Source organism: Nakamurella aerolata, from assembly GCF_013002705.1.
In the GTDB taxonomy this organism is placed as follows: Bacteria; Actinomycetota; Actinomycetes; order Mycobacteriales; family Nakamurellaceae; genus Nakamurella; species Nakamurella aerolata.
In genome coordinates this window covers 363,787-386,169 of record NZ_JABEND010000002.1, presented here as the reverse complement: position 1 = coordinate 386,169, position 22,383 = coordinate 363,787, and the positions used below count along the sequence as shown (strand labels likewise).

The 22,383-nt window shown below is 70.2% G+C and carries 19 protein-coding genes; 3 read left to right on the top strand and 16 right to left on the bottom strand.

The features are described 5' to 3' along the window. Nucleotides 1-2: 2 nt before the first annotated feature. The 11 genes from nuoH to HKD39_RS04910 form a co-directional block, all read right to left on the bottom strand. On the bottom strand, nucleotides 3-1,499 hold the full coding sequence (nuoH, locus tag HKD39_RS04960; RefSeq protein WP_171198702.1) for an NADH-quinone oxidoreductase subunit NuoH: 1,497 nt from the start codon (nucleotides 1,497-1,499) through the stop codon (nucleotides 3-5). Then, nucleotides 1,496-4,015 carry an NADH-quinone oxidoreductase subunit G gene (locus HKD39_RS04955; protein WP_171198701.1) on the bottom strand — a complete coding sequence of 840 codons (2,520 nt, stop codon included), beginning with the start codon at nucleotides 4,013-4,015 and terminating at the stop codon, nucleotides 1,496-1,498. Before HKD39_RS04955 ends, nuoH begins: the two co-directional genes overlap by 4 nt. 2 nt (nucleotides 4,016-4,017) lie before the next feature. Then, nucleotides 4,018-5,394 (bottom strand): NADH-quinone oxidoreductase subunit NuoF, encoded by a 1,377-nt coding sequence (gene nuoF / locus HKD39_RS04950; RefSeq protein ID WP_171198700.1) that lies wholly within the window; start codon nucleotides 5,392-5,394, stop codon nucleotides 4,018-4,020. After that, the gene (gene nuoE / locus HKD39_RS04945) at nucleotides 5,391-6,254 is read right to left on the bottom strand and encodes an NADH-quinone oxidoreductase subunit NuoE (RefSeq protein ID WP_171198699.1); all 864 of its coding nucleotides are present in this window, start codon (nucleotides 6,252-6,254) and stop codon (nucleotides 5,391-5,393) included. The genes nuoF and nuoE overlap by 4 nt, the downstream gene beginning before the upstream one ends. Beyond that, on the bottom strand, nucleotides 6,251-7,639 hold the full coding sequence (locus HKD39_RS04940; RefSeq protein ID WP_343074600.1) for an NADH-quinone oxidoreductase subunit D: 1,389 nt from the start codon (nucleotides 7,637-7,639) through the stop codon (nucleotides 6,251-6,253). The genes nuoE and HKD39_RS04940 overlap by 4 nt, the downstream gene beginning before the upstream one ends. After that, nucleotides 7,636-8,400 (bottom strand): NADH-quinone oxidoreductase subunit C, encoded by a 765-nt coding sequence (locus HKD39_RS04935; RefSeq protein ID WP_425488422.1) that lies wholly within the window; start codon nucleotides 8,398-8,400, stop codon nucleotides 7,636-7,638. Before HKD39_RS04935 ends, HKD39_RS04940 begins: the two co-directional genes overlap by 4 nt. A 236-nt stretch (nucleotides 8,401-8,636) precedes the next feature. Then, nucleotides 8,637-9,239, bottom strand: coding sequence for a NuoB/complex I 20 kDa subunit family protein (locus HKD39_RS04930; protein WP_171198698.1), 603 nt, complete (start codon nucleotides 9,237-9,239; stop codon nucleotides 8,637-8,639). 98 nt (nucleotides 9,240-9,337) lie between these two features. Then, on the bottom strand, nucleotides 9,338-9,706 hold the full coding sequence (locus tag HKD39_RS04925) for an NADH-quinone oxidoreductase subunit A (RefSeq protein ID WP_171198697.1): 369 nt from the start codon (nucleotides 9,704-9,706) through the stop codon (nucleotides 9,338-9,340). Nucleotides 9,707-9,784: 78 nt separating this feature from the next. Continuing rightward, on the bottom strand, nucleotides 9,785-11,071 hold the full coding sequence (locus tag HKD39_RS04920) for a geranylgeranyl reductase family protein (protein ID WP_171198696.1): 1,287 nt from the start codon (nucleotides 11,069-11,071) through the stop codon (nucleotides 9,785-9,787). A gap of 329 nt (nucleotides 11,072-11,400) precedes the next feature. Then, nucleotides 11,401-12,762 carry a hypothetical protein gene (locus HKD39_RS04915; protein ID WP_171198695.1) on the bottom strand — a complete coding sequence of 454 codons (1,362 nt, stop codon included), beginning with the start codon at nucleotides 12,760-12,762 and terminating at the stop codon, nucleotides 11,401-11,403. A 499-nt stretch (nucleotides 12,763-13,261) separates the two neighbouring features. Next, entirely contained in the window at nucleotides 13,262-13,951 is a 690-nt protein-coding gene (locus HKD39_RS04910; protein ID WP_171198694.1) for a class I SAM-dependent methyltransferase, read from the bottom strand. Nucleotides 13,952-14,028: 77 nt separating this feature from the next. On the opposite strand from HKD39_RS04910, the gene HKD39_RS04905 reads away from it, so the two are divergent. Then, nucleotides 14,029-14,922 carry an inositol monophosphatase family protein gene (locus HKD39_RS04905; RefSeq protein WP_171198693.1) on the top strand — a complete coding sequence of 298 codons (894 nt, stop codon included), beginning with the start codon at nucleotides 14,029-14,031 and terminating at the stop codon, nucleotides 14,920-14,922. 152 nt (nucleotides 14,923-15,074) lie between these two features. Here HKD39_RS04905 and HKD39_RS04900 read toward each other — a convergent pair whose 3' ends face one another. Further along, nucleotides 15,075-15,524 (bottom strand): DUF3592 domain-containing protein, encoded by a 450-nt coding sequence (locus HKD39_RS04900; RefSeq protein ID WP_171198692.1) that lies wholly within the window; start codon nucleotides 15,522-15,524, stop codon nucleotides 15,075-15,077. A 34-nt stretch (nucleotides 15,525-15,558) separates the two neighbouring features. Between HKD39_RS04900 and HKD39_RS04895 the strand changes: the two genes are divergently transcribed. Continuing rightward, a complete protein-coding gene (locus tag HKD39_RS04895) occupies nucleotides 15,559-16,818 on the top strand; it encodes a chorismate-binding protein (RefSeq protein ID WP_171198691.1) in 1,260 nt (419 codons plus the stop codon). A 36-nt stretch (nucleotides 16,819-16,854) separates the two neighbouring features. Here the strand turns inward: HKD39_RS04895 and menD are convergent, their stop codons facing one another. The 4 genes from menD to HKD39_RS04875 all read right to left on the bottom strand — a co-directional run bounded on the left by menD (nucleotide 16,855) and on the right by HKD39_RS04875 (nucleotide 21,435). Further along, nucleotides 16,855-18,696, bottom strand: coding sequence for a thiamine pyrophosphate-binding protein (menD, locus tag HKD39_RS04890; protein WP_171198690.1), 1,842 nt, complete (start codon nucleotides 18,694-18,696; stop codon nucleotides 16,855-16,857). 92 nt (nucleotides 18,697-18,788) lie between these two features. Continuing rightward, nucleotides 18,789-19,772 (bottom strand): o-succinylbenzoate synthase, encoded by a 984-nt coding sequence (locus HKD39_RS04885; protein ID WP_171198689.1) that lies wholly within the window; start codon nucleotides 19,770-19,772, stop codon nucleotides 18,789-18,791. Next, on the bottom strand, nucleotides 19,769-20,209 hold the full coding sequence (locus tag HKD39_RS04880) for a VOC family protein (RefSeq protein WP_212753975.1): 441 nt from the start codon (nucleotides 20,207-20,209) through the stop codon (nucleotides 19,769-19,771). Before HKD39_RS04880 ends, HKD39_RS04885 begins: the two co-directional genes overlap by 4 nt. A gap of 20 nt (nucleotides 20,210-20,229) precedes the next feature. Then, entirely contained in the window at nucleotides 20,230-21,435 is a 1,206-nt protein-coding gene (locus tag HKD39_RS04875) for an RtcB family protein (RefSeq protein ID WP_171198688.1), read from the bottom strand. Between the two features lie 199 nt (nucleotides 21,436-21,634). On the opposite strand from HKD39_RS04875, the gene HKD39_RS04870 reads away from it, so the two are divergent. Further along, the gene (locus HKD39_RS04870) at nucleotides 21,635-22,381 is read left to right on the top strand and encodes a class I SAM-dependent DNA methyltransferase (RefSeq protein WP_171198687.1); all 747 of its coding nucleotides are present in this window, start codon (nucleotides 21,635-21,637) and stop codon (nucleotides 22,379-22,381) included. Nucleotides 22,382-22,383: the final 2 nt, after the last annotated feature.

Below are 22,383 nucleotides of genomic sequence, written 5' to 3'. Positions count from 1 at the left end.
GGTCACTGCCCTCCTTCCGGCGGGGACTGCCATGAGTCTTGGGACTGGGCACCGCTGCCTGTGGCCTTGACCGTTTGCCCGCCGGGCGGGGCGGCTGCGGCGCCGACCGGTACCGCCAGGTCCAGTGGCGGAATGGGGTACCGGCCCAGCGCCGGGGCCACCACCCGTCCGGCATCGATGCCGTGCCCGGCCGGCTGCAGCCCGGGGCCGATGGCCTGGGTGGCGGTCAGGTCGATCTGGGTGAGCTGCCCGGAATCGACCAGCACCGCTCTGCCGTCGGCATCGACATAGCTGCCCGCTGCTTCCAGCTCGTCCACCTCATCCAGCTCACTGTCGAGGTCTTCGGAATCGGCAAAGCTGGTGCCACCGGGGCGTTCTCGGCGCGGCCAGAACGACACCACCAGCAGCACCACAAGCACCGGGATGCCGATCCACATGATCACCTGGGCGGTGGTCAGGTTGGTGGTGCGGCCCAGCACCCTTGCGGTGCCGACCAGCGCGATCCAGGCCAGCGACACCGGCACCAGCACCTTCCAGCCCATCGCCATGAACTGGTCGTAGCGCAGCCGCGGCAGCGTTCCGCGCAGCCACACGAAGACGAACATGAACAGCAGCACCTTGATGAAGAACCACACAAGGGTGATCCAGCCGCTGTTCGCGCCGCTCCACAACGAGATCGGCCACGGCGCCCGCCAGCCGCCGAGGAACAGCGTGGTGGCGATGGCGGAGACGTTGATCAGGTTGATGTACTCGGCCAGGAAGAACAGCCCGAACCGCATCGAGGAGTACTCGGTGTTGTAGCCGCCGACCAGTTCGCCCTCGGCCTCGGCCAGGTCGAACGGGGCCCTGTTGGTCTCGCCGACCATCGCGATGCAGTAGACGATGAAGCTCACCGGCAGCAGCCAGAAGTACCAGCCGCCCTGCTGTCCGGCGACGATGCCGGACATGCTGAGCGTCCCTGAGTAGATGAACACCGCGACGAACGACAGCCCCATCGCGATCTCGTAGCTGATCACCTGCGCGGCCGACCGCAGGCCGCCGAGCAGCGGGTAGGTGGACCCGGACGCCCAGCCGCCGAGCACCAGGCCGTAGACGCCGAACGAGGCGAACGCCAGCGCGGCCAGCACGCCGACCGGCAGATCCACCAGTTGCAAAGCCGTTTGCTCACCGAAGATCGACACGGTGCTGCCCATCGGGATGATGGAGAACACCAGGAAGGCGGGTATCGCGCACATCACCGGGGCGGCGATGTAGACGAACTTGTCCGCGTTCTTGGGGATGATGCCCTCTTTGAAGTGCAGCTTGAGCGCGTCGGCCAGCGACTGCAGCAACCCGAACGGGCCGTTCCAGTTCGGTCCGGGGCGGTGCTGCATGCGTCCCACCACCCTGCGCTCGAACCAGATCGCGAACAGCGTCAGCAACAGCAGCAGGGCGAACACCGCGACCACCTTGATGAGCACCAGCCACCACGGGTCGTCGGACAGGATCGGTTGATTCACCGCGGGCCTCCCGGTTGTGCTTGCTGTGCAGCGGGTTCCACGTGCACCTGCGCACCGACCGTGGCGCCGAGCCGGACGCTGGTCGATACGCCGTCGACCCGGCCGGGCAGCCACACCACATCGGTGAGCATCTCGGTGTCCGGCAGAATCTGTGCCGGCAACGTCAGTGACCCGGCCGGCCCGGTGACGCTGACCTGCTGCCCGGCCTCGATGCCGCGCTCGGCGGCGGCGCCGGCGGCCAGCAGCACCACATCGGGTTTGGCGGTGCCGGCCAGGTGCGGCTCGCCGATCAGCAGGGTGCCGCCGTCGAGCAACATCCGCCAGGACGCCAGCGTCAGACCGCGGTGCCGGCCCGGCAGTTTGTCGAGCAGCTGGCGCACCGCCTCGGCGCCCTTGGCCAGCACACCCTCGTGCCGGCCGGCCGGAAGTGCCTGCGCCGGACGGGCAATCGCCCGCCACACGCGTTCCAGTTCGGTCTGCGCCGCCAGCGCCGACTGGGTGTAGAGGTCGACGTCCATCTCGACGCCGATGGTGTCCAGCACCCTGCCGTCCTCCATCGCGCCGGTCTTGCCCAGCGCGGCGTCGAACGGACGGACGCGTCCCTCCCAGTCGACGAACGCGCCGGATTTCTCCGGGACGGCGGCGATCGGCAGCACCACGTCGGCGCGGTCGGTGACGGCGGTGAGCCGTTGTTCCAGGCTGACGACGAAGTCGGCCGCCTCCAGCGCCGCGAGCGCCTTCGCCGGGTCGGGCAGGTCGCCTGGGTCGACGCCGCCGACAACGACGCCGGACAGTTCACCCCCGACCAGGGCGTCGATGATCTGCTCACCGTTGCGGCCGGGCCGGTCGGGAACCGGTGCGCCCCAATGTTTTTCCAACTCTTCCCTGGCGGCCGGGTCGGCGACGAGGCGACCACCGGGGAGCAGTGTCGGCGCGGCACCTGCCAGCGCCGAGCCGACCTCCCCGGCGCGGCGCGGGATCCACGCCAGCCTTGCGCCGCGGCGCCGGGCCAGCTCGGCGACGGCGGTCAGCAGGCCGGGGCTCTGCGCGGCCCGCTCACCGACCAGCACGATGGCGGTCTCGTCCAGCTCCGGCAGTTGGTCAAGCGCGCCGGCCTCGTCGCCGGGGAGCGCCTTGACCAGGGTGCCGGACAGCTTGCCCAGCCCGCGGGACCGCAGCGGCGCCACCGCATGCACGGCGGTGCCGTTCTTGCGGACGGCCTTGCGCAGCCGCAGGAAGACCGTTGGGCTTTCCTCCTCGGGCTCGAATGCCACCAGCACAACGGTCGGCGCCGACTCCAGGTCGGCGTAGCGCACCGCGTTCGGTCCGGTGAGGGTGGGCAGATAACCGGCAAGGAACGCCAGCTCCTCGTCGCTGCCGTACCTGGCCCTGAAGTCGATGTCGTTGCTGCGCAACGCCACCCTGGCGAACTTGGCGTAGGCGTAGGCGTCCGAGGCGGTGAGCCGGCCACCGGCGAGGACGCCGACGCCACGGGCGTCACGGGCCTTCTCCAGACCGGCGGCCGCCGCGGTGACGGCGTCGGTCCACGACGCCGGCGCCAGCACGCCGTCGCGGCGCACCAGCGGTGTGGTCAGCCGGTCGGTGGTGACGTAGGTGAAGGCGAATCGGCACTTGTCGCTGATCCACTCCTCGTTGACCTCCGGGTCGTTCCACGCCAACCGCCGCATGATCTCGCCGCGCCGGTGGTCGGTACGGACGGCGTCGCCGCCGGCGCAGTGCTCGCAGACGCTGCGGCTGCTGACCAGGTCGAAAGGCCTTGCCCTGAAACGGTAATCGGCCGAGGTGAGCGCGCCGACCGGGCAGATCTGGATGGTGTTGCCGGAGAAGTAGCTCTGGAACGGCACCTCGCCGGCGGCGTCAACCCCGATCCCGATCTGCTGACCGCTGCCGCGCTCCAGCAGGTCGATGAACTTGTCGCCGGCGATCTGGTCGGAGAACCGGGTGCAGCGCTGGCACAGCACGCAGCGTTCCCGGTCGAGCAGGATCTCGGTGGAGATGGCGATCGGCTTCTCGAACAGTCGCTTCTCGTCGATCAGCCGGGAGCTGGCCGAACCGTCTGCCATGGTCTGGTTCTGCAGTGGGCACTCGCCGCCCTTGTCGCAGACCGGGCAGTCCAGCGGGTGGTTGAGCAGCAGGAACTCAAGGTTGCCGCGCTGGGCCTTCTCGGCGACCGGCGAGGTGAGCTGGGTCTTCACCACCATCCCGTCGGCGACGGTCTGGGTGCACGATGCCTGCGGTTTGGGCATCGGCTTGCCGCCCATCTCGACCTCGACAAGGCACTGCCGACAGGCGCCGACCGGTTCGAGCAGCGGGTGGTCGCAGAACCGGGGAATGGCGATCCCCAGCCGTTCGGCGGCGCGGATCACCAGCTCGCCCTTCGGCGCGATCACCTCGATGCCGTCGATGGTCAGCCGGACGTGGCCTTCCGGCACCGGTGGCTGCTCGGGTTCGGCAGCATTGTCGGGGCCGGATGCGGGTTTGTTCGCCAGAGTCATCGCTAGTGCGCTCCCACCAGTTCGCGGGCGTCGATCACCGGCGCCGCCCGGCCGGAGATCAGGTCTTCGAACTCACTCCTGAAGTACTTGAACGAGCTGAGGATCGGGGTGGCCGCGGCGTCGCCGAGCGCACAGAACGATCGGCCTTGAATGTTTTCCGCTGCATCCGCGAGCACGTCGAGATCGGCGGGCACGCCGGCGCCGCTGACCACCCGGCGCAGGATCTGGGTGAGCCAGCCGGTGCCCTCGCGGCACGGCGTGCACTTGCCGCAGGACTCGTGCTTGTAGAACTCCAGCCACTTCCACACCGCCCACGGCACCGACACCGTCTCGTTGAAGATCATCAGGGCGGTGGTGCCGAGCATCGACCCGGCAGCGGCGACATTGTCGAAATCCAGTGGTACGTCAAGATGCTCGGGAGTGAAGATCGGGGTGGACGACCCGCCAGGGGTGAAGAACTTGAGCGGGATCCCGTCCTTCATGCCGCCGGCCGCGGCCAGCAGCTGCCGCAGCGTCGTACCCATCGGCGCCTCGTACTGCCCCGGCCGTTCGACGTGGCCGGACAGGCTGTAGATCTTCGGGCCGGGCGACTTCTCGGTGCCCATGCTGCGGAACCAGTCGCTGCCGCCGGAAACGATGTCGGGCACCGATGCGATGGTCTCGACGTTGTTCACCACGGTGGGCCTGGCGTAAAGGCCGGCCACCGCCGGGAACGGCGGCTTGAGTCGCGGCTGGCCCCGCAGGCCCTCAAGCGAATCCAGCAGCGCGGTCTCCTCGCCGCAGATGTAGGCGCCGGCGCCGGCGTGGACGACGATGTCGCAGTCGAATCCGCTGCCCTGGATGTTCTTCCCGATCAGACCGGCGGCGCGGGCCTGCTCGACGGCGTTGGTGAGCCGGCGGATGGCCTGCACCGCCTCGCCGCGCACGTAGATCGCGCAGAACGAGCTGCCAATGGCGTAGCAGGTGATCAGGCAACCCTCGATCAGCAGGTGCGGATCGGCCATCATGAACGGAATGTCTTTGCAGGTACCGGGTTCGCCCTCGTCGGCGTTCACCACCAGATAGCGCGGCTTCCCGTCCGGCGGCGGCAGGAAGCTCCACTTCATGCCGGTCGGGAAGCCCGCACCGCCGCGCCCGCGCAGGCCGGAAGCCTTGACCAGCTCGGTGATCTGCGCCGGGTCGACGGCCAGCGCCTTGGGTAGCGCGGTGTATCCGTCCAGTCGCCGGTAGGTGTCGATGTCCCACGATCGCGGCGCCGACCAGCGTCTGGTGAGCACCGGGCTGAGCACCGCCGGCTGATCGCCGGTCGAGGGTGGTCGCGGCTGCTGTGCTGCCCGGTCTTCCCCGGACGCCCCGGCCTGGCCTGCTGGCGTACTCATGATTTCGGCTCCGGTTTGTCTGGCATCTGGTAGCTGTCCGGCATGGCCGGCGCGACCTGGGCGTGCTCGCCGGCATAGGTATTACCGCGCAAGGTTTGTTCGCTGGCCGTCGGCACCGCGACCTCGGCGCTGAGCTGCTCGCCGGTGAAGATGCCGGCCAGCTCCAACTCGGTCTGCTTGAACGAGCTGAGCGCCGCGCCTCTGGTGGGAGCGGGTCGCCTGCCGGCCTGCAATTCGTCGACCAGTTCGGCGGCCGACTCGACGGTCTGCCTGTCGTAGAACTCGTAGTTGACGGTCACCACCGGTGCGTGGTCGCAAGCCGCGAGGCACTCTGCGCTCTCGATGGTCACCGACCCCGGCTCGCCCGGCGTGCCGGCCGTTTCCTGGTCGGCCACACCGAGTTTGGCGCGCAGCGAGGTGTAGATCGCGTCACCGCCGAGAGCCGCGCACAGGGTGTTGGTGCAGACGCTGACCAGATGCTCACCGCACGGGGTGCGCTTGTACATGGTGTAGAACGTCGCCACCGCCTCGACCTCGGCGGCCGTCAGGCCGAGCTGCTCGGCGCAGAACTCGATGCCGTCGGCACTGACGCAGCCGTCCACCGATTGCACCAGGTGCAGCAGCGGCAGCAACGCCGAGCGCGATTGCGGGTACTTGGCGATCAGCTGCGCTGCACGCTGCCTGGTGAGCTCGTCGTACACGGTGCCGAGGCGGAGGAACTTGGGCGTGCTGATCCGCGGATTGTGCTTGCCCTGCAACGGTTCACCCGGGATGGGCTCCGCCTGCGGCGGGGCTTGCTGCGGCACGTCGAGCTCGATCGGCTCGGTGGCGTCCCAGCCGGTCGGCGCTGGGCTGTTCATCGGTCCACTCCTCCCATCACCGGGTCGATCGAGGCGACAGCCGCCACCACGTCGGCGATCATCGATCCCTCGGTCAGCGCCGGCAGCGCCTGCAGGTTGACGAATCCGGGATCACGCAGGTGGACCCGCCACGGCCGGGTGCCGCCGGTGGACACCACATGGCAGCCCAGCTCACCCCGCGGGTTCTCGATGCCGACGTACGCCTGCCCGGCCGGCACCGTGAAGCCCTCGGTGACCAGCTTGAAGTGGTGGATCAGCGCCTCCATGGACTGTCCCATGATGGTGCGGATGTGTTCGAGTGAATTACCCATGCCGTCGGCGCCGATGGACAGCTGCGCCGGCCAGGCAATCTTCTTGTCCCCCACCATCACCGGGCCGGGCTCCCGCAGTCGCTCAAGGGTCTGCCGCATGATCTTCAGCGACTCGTGCATCTCGGCGATGCGCAGCTTGAACCGGGCGTAACAATCGGCCTCGGTGAGCGTCGGCACCTCGAAGTCGTAGGTCTCGTAGCCGCAGTAGGGCATGGTTTTGCGCAGGTCCCACGGCAACCCTGCGGACCGCAGCATCGGCCCGGTGATGCCCAGCTGCATGCAGCCTTCCAGCGGCAGCACCCCGACGCCCTCCATGCGGGCCTTCCAGATCGGTTGCCCGGTAAGGAGTTTGTCGTACTCGGGTAGCCGGGCGTCCATCACCTTGATGAACTCGGTGATCCGGTCGATGCTGCCTTCTGGCAGATCCTGTTGCACCCCACCCGGCCGGATGAACGCCATGTTCATCCGCAGGCCGGTGAGGTACTCCATCAGGTGCAGGGCCTCCTCGCGCTCGCGGAACGCCGCCGTCATGCCGGTGAGCGCGCCCAGCTCCATGCCGCCGGTGCCCAGCGCCACCAGATGCGACGAGATGCGGGTGAGCTCCATCAGCAGCACCCGGATCACGTCGGCGCGCGGCGGAACCGTGATGCCGAGCGCCTTTTCGACGGCAAGGCAGTAGGCGGCCTCGTTGAATGCCGGGGAGAGATAGTCGGCCCTTGTCACAAAGGTGACGCCCTGGGTCCAGGTGCGGAACTCGGTGTTCTTCTCGATGCCGGTGTGCAGGTAGCCGATCACGCAGCGGGCCTGCACCACCGTCTCGCCCTCGAGCTCGAGAATCAGCCGCAGCACGCCGTGGGTGGACGGGTGCTGCGGACCCATGTTGACGATGATGCGTTCGTCGCTCTCGACGTCCGATCCGGAGTCGGTGGGGTCGAACGGCTCGTTGTCCGGCATCACCAGGCCGGTGCCGTCCGCGCCGTCACCGCCGCGCTGCACCGTTCTGGCGCGGTCGGCGTTGATGGTGTCGACCAGCTCGGACCAGTCGCCACCGGAAACGGTGTAGGTGGAACTCACGAGTAGACCCTCCGTTCGTCCGGGGGTGGAATCTCGGCACCCTTGTACTCCACCGGAATGCCGCCGAGCGGATAACTCTTGCGCTGGGGATGCCCTTCCCAGTCGTCCGGCATCAGAATGCGGGTCAGCGCCGGATGCCCGGTGAAGACGATGCCGTACATGTCGTAGGTCTCCCGCTCGTGCCAGTCGGCGGTGGGATACACCGGAACCGCGCTCGGCACATAGGGTTCGCTCTCGGCCACGGCCACCTCGAGCCGGATCCGCCTGCGGTAGGTCATCGACAGCAGCTCGTACACCACGTGCAGCGAGCGCGGTACCGGTTGCGGGTCGGGGTCGCCGTGCAACGGGCCGTAGTCGACGCCGGACAGCGACGACAGCATCTCGAAGCGCAGCGCCGGCTCGTCCCGCACCGCCCAGAGCACCGCCTGCAGGTTCTCCGGGCGCAGATAGAAGGTGATCTCACCGTTGGCGACGGTGGTCAGCTCCAGCGTCGACGCGTCGATGGAACGCGCGGCCATTGCAGCCACCAGCGCGTCGGCCACTTCGTCGAAGTACCCGCCGTAGGGCCGTTCGGCCGGTTTCGGCTGCACCGCGGCGCGCTGCAGCAGGCCGTACCCGGAGGTGTCGCCGGAGCCGCGGACACCGAACATGCCGTGGCGCTCCGGCGTCAGGGTCAGCGGCGGCCCGGCGTCCGCCGGTGCAGCAGTGGTGACCGACTCCGAGGCGGCCAGTGAGCCGGGGGCGCTGCCCGGGGTGGCAATGTCGGGCGCCGCGGCACCGGATGCTGCCCCGGCCGCCGCAGCCGACTCGGCTGCGCGCTCCGCCCGTTCGCCGCCGGCGCCGCGCTGGTCGCCGCCGGGCTCTGCACTGTCGGTGGTGCCGGCCGGAGATTCCGCCGGGCTGTCCACCGAGGTCTGCGGCGGCCGGCCGGCCGGATCGTTCCCGGCCCGTGGCGCGGTGCCGGCGTTGTCGTTCTCCGGTTCCGGCGTGTGCTGGCTCACCACTTCACCCCCACGTCGACACCCGGCTCGGCGCCGGGCCGGCCGATCGGTTGGGTGCGGTCCTTGCCGTAGCGCACAGAGCTGGCAACCAGATCGGTGCGCTGACCCTCGAACTCCTTGGCGCGCACCGCATTGATCGGGTCGTCCATCACCTTCGCGTGCAGCTTGAGGATGGCGTCGATCAGCATCTCCGGACGGGGCGGGCAACCGGGCAGGTACATGTCGACCGGGACGACATGGTCAACGCCCTGCACCACCGCGTAGTTGTTGAACATGCCGCCGGAGCTGGCGCACACACCCATCGCGAGCACCCACTTGGGCTCCGGCATCTGGTCGTAGATCTGCCGCAGCACCGGCGCCATCTTCTGCGTCACCCGGCCGGCGACGATCATCAGATCGGCCTGCCGCGGCGACGCCCTGAACACCTCCATGCCGAACCTGCCAAGGTCGTACCTCGGGGCACCGGTCGTCATCATCTCGATGGCGCAGCACGCCAACCCGAAGGTGGCAGGGAACATCGACGCCTTGCGGGTCCAGTTGACCAGCTTCTCGACGCTGGTCAGCACGATGCCATTGGGAAGTTTCTCTTCCAATCCCATGTGGCCTCAACGCCTTTCGTCCTTGAAACGCTTGTACCGCCCATGCTCTGCCGCGTTCGTGCGGTGCGCAGGTACCCGCCCGCCGCGGCCGGATCAGCTCACTCCCAGTCCAATCCGCCGCGCCGCCAGACATAGATGTAGGCGATGAAAACCGTGCCGATGAAAAGGCCCATCTCGATCAGCCCGAAGACCCCGAGCGCTTCCGCCGACTGCGCCCACGGGTAGAGAAAAATGATCTCGATGTCGAAGACGATGAACAGCATCGCGGTCAGATAGAACTTGATCGGGAACCGCCCAGAGCTGCCGGCCGGCAGCGGGGTCGGCTCGATCCCGCACTCGTAGGCGTCCAGCTTGGCCCGGTTGAATCGCCGTGGCCCCAAGAGATCCGACACCACCGTGGCCATCGTCACCGCGAATCCCCCGGCGACGATGACGAGGAGCACGATGGGCAGGTAGGCGTCGAGCATGGCGGTTACCTATCCCTTCCCTGAAGTTCTGCAGGAGCCGACGGGATCGGCGGAACCATCGGTGGCCGCCGGTGCCGGCTACACACTTGGCACCGCCCGCTGCAGCGCCCGCACCACGTGATCGGCCCAGTCGCCGCGGCGCCCGTCGTACAGGCCGGCGAGCAGCTTCAGCACCAGGTACATCAGGTGCTTGCGGGGCAACCCGAGTTTGGTGGCGGTCCGCATCACCCGCGGGTTACCGATGAGCGCGGAGAACATGCCGCCCAATCGGTAGTACTTGCCGAGGTGCAATTGCATGGCGGTGGCATATCCGGCCAGTGCCGCCTCCCTGGCGGCACCGCTGCGGCCCTGCGCCTGCAGCACCGCGTCGGCGGCGATCCCGGCCGATTCCATGGCGTAGGCGATGCCCTCGCCGTTGAACGGGTTCACCACTCCGCCGGCGTCGCCGATCAGCAGCAACCCGTCGGCGTAGTGCGGGGTCCGGTTGAAGCCCATCGGCAGTGCGGCGCCGCCGATGCCGCCGATGGCGTTCTCCTCGCGCAGCCCCCATTCCTCCGGCGTCCCGGCCAGCCAGCTGCGCAGCAGCGCCCGGTAGTCGGTCTTGCCGAAAGCCTTGGAGGAGTTGAGCATTCCCAGCCCGACGTTGACGGTGCCGTCGCCGAGACCGAAGATCCAGCCGTAGCCGGGCAGCAGCCGCGGGTGGTCGGGATCGGCCCGGTCCCACAGCTCAAGGTGTGATTCCAGATAGTCGTCGTCGGCGCGCGGGCTGGTGTAGTAGCGGCGGACCGCGACGCCGAGCGGTCGGTCGTCCCGCTTGTTGACGCCCATGCCGAGTGCCACCCGCGCGGAAACCCCGTCGGCGCCGATCACCAGCGGCGCCGCGTACCGCACCGGCCCGTTCTCGGACTTGGCGACCACGCCGGTGATCCGCCCGGTGGCGTCGTCGGTGACGGGGCCGGTGACGGTGGTCGCGGTGCGCAGCCTGGCGCCGGCCTTCACCGCCATGGTGGCGAGCATGTCGTCGAAGTCGCGCCGCGGCCGCACCACCCCGAAGTTCGGGTAGTCCGCCAGCGTCGGCCAGTCCAACTCGATGGTGGTGCCGCCGCCGACCACCCGCAGGCCCTTGTTCTTGATCCAGTCGCCGCCGGCGGTGTCGGAGGTGTCGATGCCCAACGCGTGAAGCTGCTTGACCCCGCGCGGGGTGAGCCCGTCGCCGCACACCTTCTCGCGCGGGAACGTCGACTTCTCCAGCAGCAGCACATCAAGGCCGGCTCTGGCCAGGTGGACGGCCGCGGTGGAGCCGGCCGGGCCGGCACCGACGACGATCACGTCAGCGCTTTCGGCGACGCGTTCACTGCTGGGCACGCATCCACCTTCCTCCACCGGGCGCGCGCTGGGAATCCCGCCGCGCCGAGCTTGTGAAATCGTTCACGAAGTCCTGGTGCGGCCAGTGTAGGACCGGTCACAGCGCCCCGTTTTCTCAGGGTTGCCTCACCCCGCCGCCAGTACCACCGGCGTGGCAGCTCGGGTACCGACGGCCGCTGCCCTGACCTTGCCCTGACCTCGGTGCGTCGGTGACGTCCCGGCAGCGGATCAGCGCGTTACCGCGCGACGCGACGGCATGGACGGGGCCGGCCCGGCGAGAGGCTGGTCCGGCGAGAGGCTGGTCCGGCGCGAACCTGGTCCGGCAGGACTCAGCGGGTCGGGGCGGCGAGCGGGCAGGCGATCAGGCCGACCCGCTGGTCGCTGCCGGTCTGCTGGGCCTGAGATTGCTGGTTCTGAGTCGGCTGGGCCGCATCGGCGCGGAACCGATCGACGCCGGTCACCGGCGCCGACGGCGGCCCGGCGGACGCCCGCACCGCTGAGCTGACCGGGATCCGCACCGGCGGCTTCGGCGGGCCGGCACTGGCCCTGACGGTGCTGTGCTCGAACGTCGCCGGCGGGCCGGCGCTGGCCTTGTCGGTTGACCCCGGTGTGGTCGGATTGCCGGTCTTGCCCGGCTTGTTGGTCAGCGGCAGCGACGGGCGGATCAGCGTCGGCCGCGACGGGCAGCTGCTCGGCGGGGCCGTCACGGTCGTGGTGGTGACGACGGTGCTCGGCACCGGTTCGGGGCCTTCGGTCGGCCGGACGGTGAGGGTCACCGTGCTCGGCGCGATCTCGTTCGGCGCGGTGGTGCCGGTGGCCGGGCCGCCGGTGGACCCTGGGGCGGTGACCTGCGAGTAGCGGGTGGCGGTGACGGTGTGCTGCTGCGTGACGGTGTTCTGCTGGGTCACCGTGTTCTGCTGGGTGACGACGCTGGGCCGGCCGTTCTCGGTGACGGTGACGACCACCGGGTCGGCCGGCATCGGTTCGCCCGCAACGGTTTCGGTGACGGTGACCACCTGCGGCTGGCCGGCCTCGGTGACCACCTGCACCGCGCCGGGGACGGTGACAACCGTCGGCTCGCCCGGCACCGTGACGATCTGCGTCTCACCCTTCTCGGTGACGGTCTGCACCACCGGCTCTCCCGGCACGGTGATGGTCTGGCCCGGCGCGGTGGTGGTGACGTTGGCGGTCACGGTTTTGGTGACCAGCCGGGTGCTGGGCGCCGGCTGCGACGACTTCGACGATTTCGAAGATTTCGGGGCCGACCGAGTGCTGGGTGGTGGCGACGAGCTGCTGGTCGGCGTGGGGTCGCTGGGCTGGCTGACCGAGGTCGTGGCGCCGTTCAGGCCGGCGAGCGCGACATCGGCGTTGTCGCCGGAAGCACTGAGCGAGGCGCCGACCGTCACGCCGGCGACCGCGACGACGGCACCGACGAGCAGCCCGAGCGTCCGCAACCGGCCGTTGCCCTCGGCCGGCGCGGCGATGACGCCGCCGGCGGGCCGGGCCGATGCGCTCCTTGCGGTGGCACTGCGCGGCGCGGCGCCGGGGTGGTGTGCGTTGAGCGGAACGTTCAGGGGCTGGTTGAGGTACTCGCTGCCGGGACGACCGGCCGGCGGCGGGACGGGCTGCGCGGCGGCCTGATGCCGCGGCCGCTGCTGGCCGAACCTCGAGGTCGGCTCCGGCGAGCGCATCGGCCTTGGCTGTGCCGAGTTGATCGGTTGGTTGGGTGCCTGGTGGCGGGCGGGCTCAGGTCTCACAGCACTGCGATGCGCGGCGGGGCCCATCTGGTTCCCGAAAAGTGGGCGCGCCGGATTCGGCTGCCCCGATGCCGGGTGCTGTGGTTGGTTCTGCGGCTCGGTCATCGCCCGTTCGTCACCGTGTTCTGGTCCGTCGTTCTGGTGGGTGGCACTGGTCCCTGGCGATCCGCGGCTGTGATGCCCCGCGGCGCCGGCGCACCGGCCGACCGGCCCAGTACCTGCGTTGCTAGCGACTATCAGGGTCGCCGAGCCGGCGGCGCAGCGAAATGGGCAAACCTGCACGGTGAGAACTCCCCATGGCGCGGCGCGCAGTTAGCTGCATCCGGGTCAGCGGTATGTGGGTCAGCGGTATGTGGGGGTCAGCTGGATGCCGGGTCTGCTGGATGCCGGGTCTGCTGGATGCCGGGCAGCACCCGGGTTGCGGCGGGTGCCGTCAGTCGCGGATCGCGTGATGCAGGGCGACCGTGCCGAAGGTGAGGTTGCGCCAGGCGACGTCGTGCCAGCCGTTGGCGGCGATGGTGCCGGCGAGCTCGGCCTGCGCCGGCCACGCGTCGATCGACTCGACCAGGTAGTGATAGGCCTCCGGATTGCTGGCGACCTTCTTGGCCAGCCGGGGCAGCACGGTGTTGCGGTGGAAGCGGTAGAACGGCCGGACCAACCGGTACGGCTGGGAGAACTCGCAGACCACCAGTTGCCCACCGGGTTTGGTGATTCGGGCGAACTCGGCGAGCGCCGCGCCCGGGTCGACAACGTTGCGCAGCCCGAACGAGATCGTCACCGCGTCGACGCTGGCGTCGGCGAACGGCAGGTGCAGGGCGTCACCGACCACCTTGGGTACCTCTCCGCGCTTGCGGGCACCGGCCCGCAGCATGCCCTCGGAGAAGTCGACGGCAACGCTCCAGGCACCGGATTTCGCCAGCGCCGCGGTCGAGATCGCCGTCCCGGCAGCAACATCGACCACCCGCATGTCCGGTACAACGGTCAGCGCCGCCACCATCGCGCGCCGCCACCGGCGGTCGAGCCCGAACGAGATGAGCGTGTCGGTACGGTCGTAGCCGTCGGCGACCTCGTCGAACATGGCGGCGACGGTCTGCGGCTGCTTGGCCAGATCGGCACGTCCCATGATCATTCAGTTTACGGTCACCGACTGGACACGATGCCGTGGCAAGCCCGTCACCCACCGGGCGGAATCTGGCGGACATGCCAGCCACCGCTGAGCGTCGGCCTACCCCCGGCGCGGCCTCGGGGAGCGCGGCCGGTTCGGCCGCGTTGTTGTCCCGCGCGCTGGAAGTAGCCGGGCGACTGGCCAACGACGCCGCCGAGGTGATCACCGCGACGGCCGGCCGCGGCGCCGACCCGCACACCAAGACCTCGCCGTACGACTGGGTGACCGACACCGACCGCACTCTGGAGCGGCACACCCGCAGGGTGCTCACCGGCGAGTTCCCCGGCGTTCCAGTGCTCGGCGAGGAGTACGGCGGGCCGGACGGCTTCGGGCCGATGCCGATGCCTGGCTCCGACGGCGCCGCCGAGCTGCTCTGGGTTGTCGACCCGGTGGACGGCACCGCCAACTACGTCGCCGGGTTGCCGTGGTGCGGCTATTCGCTGGCGCTGGTGGACGCCCGCGGCCCACTGGTGGGGGTGATCGCCGACCCGTACCAGGCCCAGATCTATGCCGCCGCCCGCGGTCGCGGACTGCGCGCCAACGGGCGGGTGGTTGAGCCCTCGACCACCGCGCCGGCCGGCGATCAGCCCCCGCTGTCCGGCACCTTGCTGTGCACGGAGGTGTCGTCACCTGCGGTGTGGGGGTCGGTGTCTGCGTTGATGCAGCACTGCCGCGGCGAGCGGGTCGGGGTGCGGGTGCTGGGCTCGTCGGCGCTGGCGGTGACCCAGGTGGCGCTCGGCCGCGCCGCCGCTGCGGTGCTGCACGAGTACGAGGTGTGGGACGTGGCCGGGGCACTGGCGCTCGCGGCCGAGGCGGGAATGTGGATCGGCAGTCTGGACGGCTCGCCCACCCCGCTGCCGCTGGAGGGTTTGGTGGTGGCGAACGCGTCGCTGGCACCGGCCGTGCTCGAACTGGTTGGCCGCGGCTGACTTGCCCTCCGCCTCTCCGGCCGCCTCTCCCGCCGTCTCTCCCGCCGCCGATGTCGTCAATCCGGGTCGCCTGCAGTTCTCCACGGCGTCGTGCGGGCTTTCAGCCCCACTGGACCCGGATCGGCGACATCGGTCGCATTTAACGGCTGGTCTCAACCGATGCTCCCGCGCAGCCGGATCCGCGGCGCCGCCCGCGAGAGCCACCACCACAGGCCGCCGGCCACCAGCCACACAAGGGCGAGCGCGCCGCCGATCATCACCAGACCGTTCACGGCGCTGCGTCCGACCACCCGCACCTGCTGCGGATTCTGGGTGTTGTACTCGACCAAGAACTCCTGCCCCACCCGGAGCAGCCCGGGGTACAGCACCCCGCCGGCCGGCCGCACGGTGACACCGGCGGCGTCGACGAACTCGATGCCGGTCCGCAGCGGCGTCACCGACAGCACGGTGGCCGCGGCCCTGGCCCGGTGCGAGGTGATCTCGCGGTCGTTCACCACCATCGCCACCACCAGCGCCAGCAGCATCACCGTCAGCGCGCCGGCGATCAGCAGTGTCACCAGCCGCATCCACCGATGCACCCTGGACAGCCGAACGGCACTCACGACCGCTGATCCTAGGCAGCTACGCTTCGTCTTTGTGACGCTCACCCCGGCCGCCGACCCCGCACGCGGGGTGGTGTCCAGGACGCTGGCCGAGCCGCCGAGTGACCTGATCGAGTTGCTCACCCACCCGACAAAGACGCTGAGTTTTCTGCACAAGGGTGACGGGATTGTCGCCGAGGGCGAGTTCGCCCGATTCGTCACCACCGGCGCGGACGCTGCCGCCGACATTCAGCGCTGGTTCAGCGATCTCACTGCCGGCTGGTTCGGCCGGCCGCTGATGTTCGTGTCGCTCGGCTTCTCAGCGGCCGACGAATCAGTCGCGGTGGTGCCGTTGCGCTGGTGGCAGCGCGGCGGCATCAACACCACCGGCCACCCGTGGACCGAACACCGGTTGTTCGGTGCCGGGCAGGTGGAGCCGGACGGCCAGCACGCGTCCGAACCGGTCGGCGCACCGGGCGCCGTCCGATTTGCCGACGATGCCGCGTCCGTGGCCGCCTACCGCGCGGGTGTGGTCGAGTTGTCCCGCCGCATCGCCAACGGCGAGCTGGTCAAGGCCGTGCTCAGCCGCACCGCGGTGGCACACACCGAGCGTCCGATCGACGAACGTTTCCTGCTGGGGCGGCTGGCCGCCCGTAACCCGTCGTCGTACACCTACAGTGTCGCCGGCCTGGTCGGGGCGAGCCCGGAACTGCTGGTGCGGCGCAACGGGTCCGAGGTGTTCTCCCGAGTACTGGCCGGCACCGCGTGGCGCACCGGGTCCGGGCCGGCCGGCGCAGCGGGCGCCGACGCCGACGCCGCTGCGGTGGCCCGGCTGCAGGCCTCGGCCAAGGAACACGCGGAGCACCACTGGGCTGTCGAATCGGCGCAGCGGGCCCTGCAGCCGTACTGCCGGTTGCTGACGGTGCCGGAGGAACCCAGCGCCCTGCAACTGGCCGATCTTGTGCACCTGGCGACCGATCTGCACGGCATGCTGAGTGAACCGGCGCCGACCGCGCTGGCACTTGCCGCCAGTCTGCATCCGACGGCGGCCGTCGGCGGCACCCCGGAAGACGTTGCGTTGCAAGCGATCGCGGAGCTCGAGCCCGAACCGCGCGGGCGCTACGCCGGGGCGGTCGGTTGGCAGGACGGAACCGGAGACGGCGAGTTCGCGCTGGCCCTGCGCTGTGCGGAGATCGACGGCAACACGGCCGTGCTGCACGCCGGCGGCGGCATCGTGGCCGGTTCCGACCCCGAGGTGGAAGCCAGCGAGGCGGCGGTCAAGATGCTGGCGATCCGGCACGCCCTCACCGGCTGACTTCTGGCAACCCGCGTCCCACCCGGCTCCGGCCGGTTACCGCGCCAGCGCGGCGGCGACGTCGGCCCCGGCGGCGGCGAGCCAGCCCCGCAGCTCGCTGCGCACCGTCGGTACCTCGAGCACCCTGATCCCCGACCAGACCTGCAGCTCGGCGCGCAGTTGACCTGCGTCGGTCACCAGCACGTGATCGGCGCCGACAGCCTGGCAGGCAGCGGCAAGATCAACGCCGTGCGGAGTTCCGAACACTCGCTCGAACGCCCTGGCGTGCAACGGATCTCCCGGCTCCAGGGTGCCGAAAATGGCGCCGCCGTCGTTGTTGGACACCACCAGCGTGAGGTCGGGAACCGGCTCGTGCGGGCCGATCACCAGGCCGTTCAGATCGTGCACGAAGGTGAGGTCGCCGAGCAGCGCCGCGGTGCGACCGGCGCCGGCGAGCGCGGCGCCGACCGCGGTGCTGACGATGCCGTCGATGCCGGCAACGCCGCGGTTGGCGATGATCCGGACACCGTCCCGGGGCGCGGCGAACCGCCCGACGTCGCGGGGCACCTGTGACGACCCGAGCACCAGCGTCGCCGGGTCGGCAAGCGCCTGCAGCACGGCCGCGGCCAGCGCGGGCGAGTGTGCGATATCCGTGCCCCGCAACCGGTTCTGCACCGCGCTGCCGGCCAACTGGTCGGCTCGCGCCCAGGCCAGCCGGAAGGCAGCCGGCGCCGGATGGGTGATCGGGCCGAGGCCGGGCGCGACGCGGCGGGCCCTGCCGGTCGGGTCGGCGACCGGCCCCACCGGGCCGACGACGTCGACGGTGGGAGCGGCCGCCAGCAACCTGGTCACCGATCGGTACAGGGTGGGCCGGCCGAGCACCACCACCCGATCGGGCGCACAGGCGGACCAGGGTGACGGTTGCGCGGCAGCATCTTCCTCCGCTGCGTCGGCGGCGGCTTCGGCGTCCGCTTCGGCGACTGGTTCGGTGGCTGGTTCACGCGTCGGGAAGCCGATTCCGTTGTCCAGCAACCACACTCCGGCGCCGAGCACGCGGCTGCCGGCGGCTCCCCCGGCCTCGCTGATCACCGGATGCCCGGCGGCCGCGACCGCGGCGGCTGCCGGGTGCGTCAGGTCGGCGACGAACAACACCTTCTCGTCCGGGTTGCTCACCTCGATGACGTCGTTCGCCGGGGCCGCGCCGCTCGCGGTTGATCCCGGCCCGGCGAGCGCCGGCGCACCGGCAGCGGTCTCGGGTGCGGTCTCGGCTGTGTTCTCGACTGTGATCTCGGCTGCGGCCGTTGCAGCATGGGCGGGCCACGTGCCGAGCGGGTCATTGTCGTTGGGCAGCAACGGTTCTTTGAGCGGCACGTTCAGCTGGGCAGGTCCTGGCGGCGATGCGGGCGCCCCGGTGGCGGCGCGAAGCGCCTGCCGGATCATCTCCCGCCAGCGGTCCGGATTGTCACCGCTGCCGGTCGGGGTGTCGAGTTCGGCGAAGAAGCGCAGTGCCGGCTGGAACACTTGCTGCTGGTCGATCACCTGGTTGGCGCCGAGCGCACGCAGCTCAGGTGGCCGATCGGCGGTCAGCACCAGCATCGGCACGCCGCCGTGGTGCGCCTCCAGCACCGCAGGGACGAGGTTGCCGACCGCCGTCCCCGAAGTGGTGCACACCAGTGCCGGACGTCCACTGGCCCGGGCCAGCCCCAGCGCGACAAAACCCGCCGAGCGCTCGTCCACCCGCACGTGCAGCCGCAGGCGTCCGGAGGCGTCGGCGTCGAACAGGGCCATCGACAGCGGGGCGTTGCGCGATCCGGGTGCGAGCACCGCGTCGGTCACCCCGCCGGCGATCGCGGCATCGACCAGGGCGGTCGCCAACGCGACGGACGGGGGTGGTGGCACGTCCTTCAGTCTGCCGGGCGGCAGGTGCGCGGCCGCCGCCGGGCCGGTGTAGTGCCACCCTGAATGAGCGCCTCGCCAGCGTTGATCGCCCGTCAGGGCAGCAGCGCGGCCACCCGGTGCAGCCGTTGCAGCCAGTGCGCCGTCGTCGCCCGGTCTGCCTGAACGTGTTGCAGCAGAGCCGGATCCACCCGGACGCGTCCCGGCGTGAGCTCGCCACCGCGCGCCACCAGCGGCTCGGCGGTGACGTCCGCGGTGAGCATGGCGCCGGTACCCAAGCCACAGGCGTACGGCAGCTCCGGCAGCGCCGCGGCGGCGGCGATCCCGGCGGCCAAGCCCACCGAGGTGTCCACCGCCGACGAGATGACCACCGCCATGCCGGCCTCGTCGCGAATCTGCCTGGCGATGTCGAGGGTGGCCCCTACCCCGCCCAGCGGGGGGACCTTGAGCACCGCGACGGACGCCGCCCGCCGCCGCGCCACCTGCAGCGGGTCGGCGGCCAGCCGGATGGATTCGTCCGCCGCCACCGGAACCGGTTGCCGGCGCTGTACCTCGGCGAGTTCGTCGATGCTCGCGCAGGGTTGTTCGACGTACTCAAGGTCGCCGGCGGCCGCCCGCAGCCTCGGCAACTCGCGCAGCGCTTCCGGCACGGTCCACATCGCGTTGGCGTCCACTCTGATGTTGCCCACCGGCCCGAGCGCCTCCCGGACAGCGGCGACCCGCTCCACATCGGCGTCCGGGGTGGTGCCGGCGCCGGCCACCTTGACCTTGACGGTGTGGCAGCCGGCCGCTCTGACGATCTGCTGCGCTCGCTGCGGCCCGACGGCCGGCACGGTGGCATTCACCGCAACGACGGCCCGTACCGGATCCGGCCATGGCCGCACCGCGGAATCCAGCGCGGCCTGCAACCACGTCACGCACTGCGCGTCGGTGTAGTTGTCGAACGGGGCGAACTCCGACCAACCCGCCGGCCCGCGCAGCAGAACACCGTCCCGACGTGTCACTCCGCGGAACCGATCGCGCAGCGGAACGGCGAAAACCGCTGCGGTGCTGAGAATGTCGGCCGTTGTCGGTTTCATGCCGGACCCGCCGGTCCAAGCAGATCCCAGTGGTTGCCGGCGATATCGGCGAACACCGCGACCCAGCCGTAGGGCTCATCGCGCGGCGGCCGGACTATCGGCACGGCGTTGTCCAGCAGTCTCCGGTATGCCGCGTCGAAGTCGGGCACCCGCAGGAACAGCCCGACCCGGCCGGCGAACTGACGGCCCACCGCTTGCTGTTGGTCCGGCCCGTCGGCCTTGGCCAGCAGCAGACCGGCGCCGCCGCGCGGCGGGCGCAGCACCACCCAGCGCTTCGGCCGGCCGTCGGTGGTGGTCGCCGGACGGTCATCGGCCAGTGCAAACCCGAGTACCTCGGTATAGAAGCGGATCGCCTCGTCGTAGTCGGTGACGATCAGCGTGATCAGATCGATGCCAGGCCCGGCGCCGGCACCGCCGGGGTTGCGTGGTGCGTCCACACCCCGACGGTACCGGCCGGTCAATCGCCCTTGACGTTCACCAGCTGGTGCAGCGTGTGCTCGATGCTGACCAGCTCGGCGGCGTCGGACATCACCGTGTCGATGTCCTTGTAGGCGGCGGGGATCTCGTCGACGAACGCGTCGGTGTCCCGATACTCGATACCGACCATGGCCGCCCGCAGATCGTCCCCGCTGAACGTCTTGCGGGCCCGGCTGCGAGAGTACTGCCGCCCAGCGCCGTGCGGCGCTGACTTGAGCGCCGGCTCGTTCCCCTTGCCGCGCACCACATACGACGCGGTGCCCATCGAGCCGGGGATCAGGCCGGGGGTACCGGCCTCGGCGTTGATCGCGCCCTTGCGGGAGATCCACAGCTCGGTGTCGACACCATCCACCCGGTGGGTCTCCCGCACCGAATAGTTGTGGTGGCAACCGATGTCGGCCGTTACGGCCAGCTCGTCCATCTGCATGAAGTGCCGCAGGCTGGAGCGCACCCTTGCCATCATCTCGTCGCGGTTCAGGGCGGCGAAGTGCTGTGCCCAGGTGAGCTCGGCCAGGTAGCCGGCGAACTCGTCGGTGCCCTCGGTCAGGTAGGCCAGATCCGGGTCGGGCAGCGTCAGCCCGCGCTCGGCGGCCAGCCGCCGGGCGACACCGATGTGGTGCTGCGCGATGCGGTTGCCGACGCCCCTCGACCCTGAGTGCAGGAACAGCCACACCCGGTCGGCCTGGTCGACACTCACCTCGATGAAGTGGTTGCCCGATCCGAGCGATCCCAAATGCAGCCGCCAGTTCTTGCTCCTGGCCGGCACGCTCTCGGCAACTCCGAGCCGATCGGCCAATGCCTCCAGCTCGGCGATCCGAGGCTCGGCCGTCGGCTCGACCCGGCGGTTGTGGTGTCCCGCAGACAGCGGAATACCCCGCTCGATCGACTGCCGCAACTCACGCAGGCCACCCCGAGACTCCGCCTGCCGCAGCACATCGGCCTTGCTCAGCTCGGTCCGCACCGCACGCATACCGCAGCCGATGTCGACGCCGACGGCCGCCGGAATGATCGCCTCGCGGGTCGGGATCACCGATCCGACGGTCGCCCCCTTGCCGAGGTGCGCATCTGGCATCAGCGCCAGGTAGGGCTGCACGATGTCCAGTTCGGACGTCATCAGCGCCTGCTCCCGCGTCTTGTCGTCAAGCACCGAGGCCCAGCTTGCCAGCTTGGCGGTGATCCACTGCATGATGTCGTCCTCCCTCCGAGGCTCGCCGCCGGTCGGCGGCCGAGTAGCGGCGGCCGCCGGACCATCGATCTGGTCGGCGAGCGCCGCCCAGCGACACTAGGCGCGAAACTCCGTTCGGCACAGCGATTATCGATCCACAGGCGGACAGCGCAGTGAAATGTGGTTGCGGCCGGCAGCAGCAACCCGCAGGGTGGCGGGCATGCGATCACTGGTGTGGGACAGCGAAACGGCTCGGCGTTACGACGAGTCGTCCGCGGCCATGTTCGAACCTGCGGTGCTGGACCCTGCGGTGGAGTTCCTGGCCGACCGGGCGGATGGCGGCCCGGTGCTCGAGTTCGCGATCGGTACCGGAAGGGTCGCGATTCCCTTGCACGGCAAGGGCATCGAGGTCAGCGGCATCGAACTGTCAGAGCCGATGGTGGCGGCGCTCCGTGGCAAGCCGGAGGCCGCCGACATCGCGGTGACTGTCGGCGACATGTCCACCGTGCGGGTGCCAGGCGAGTTCACGCTGGTGTACCTGGTGTTCAACACCATCAGCAACCTGCTCACCCAGGACGCTCAGGTCGACTGCTTTGTCAACGCCGCAAGGCACCTGCGTCCCGGCGGGCGATTCGTGATCGAGACGTTCGTGCCGGAGTTGCGGCGGCTGCCGCCCGGGCAGTCACTGATTCCGTTCTACCTCTCCTCCGGCGGCGACGGCACCGGCGCCGCCGGGGTGGACAGCTACGACACCGTGACGCAGCGCTGCACCTCGCACCACGTGCAGGTAACCGATCAGGGGGCGCGCTGGTTCGACTCGCTGCACCGCTACGTCTTCCCGTCGGAGCTGGACCTGATGGCCAGGATCGCTGGGCTGGAGCCGGCCGAGCGGTACGCGGACTTTTCCGGCGTGCCGTTCGAGCACGAGAGCACCAGTCACGTGTCGGTCTGGCGTAAACCAGGCTGAGC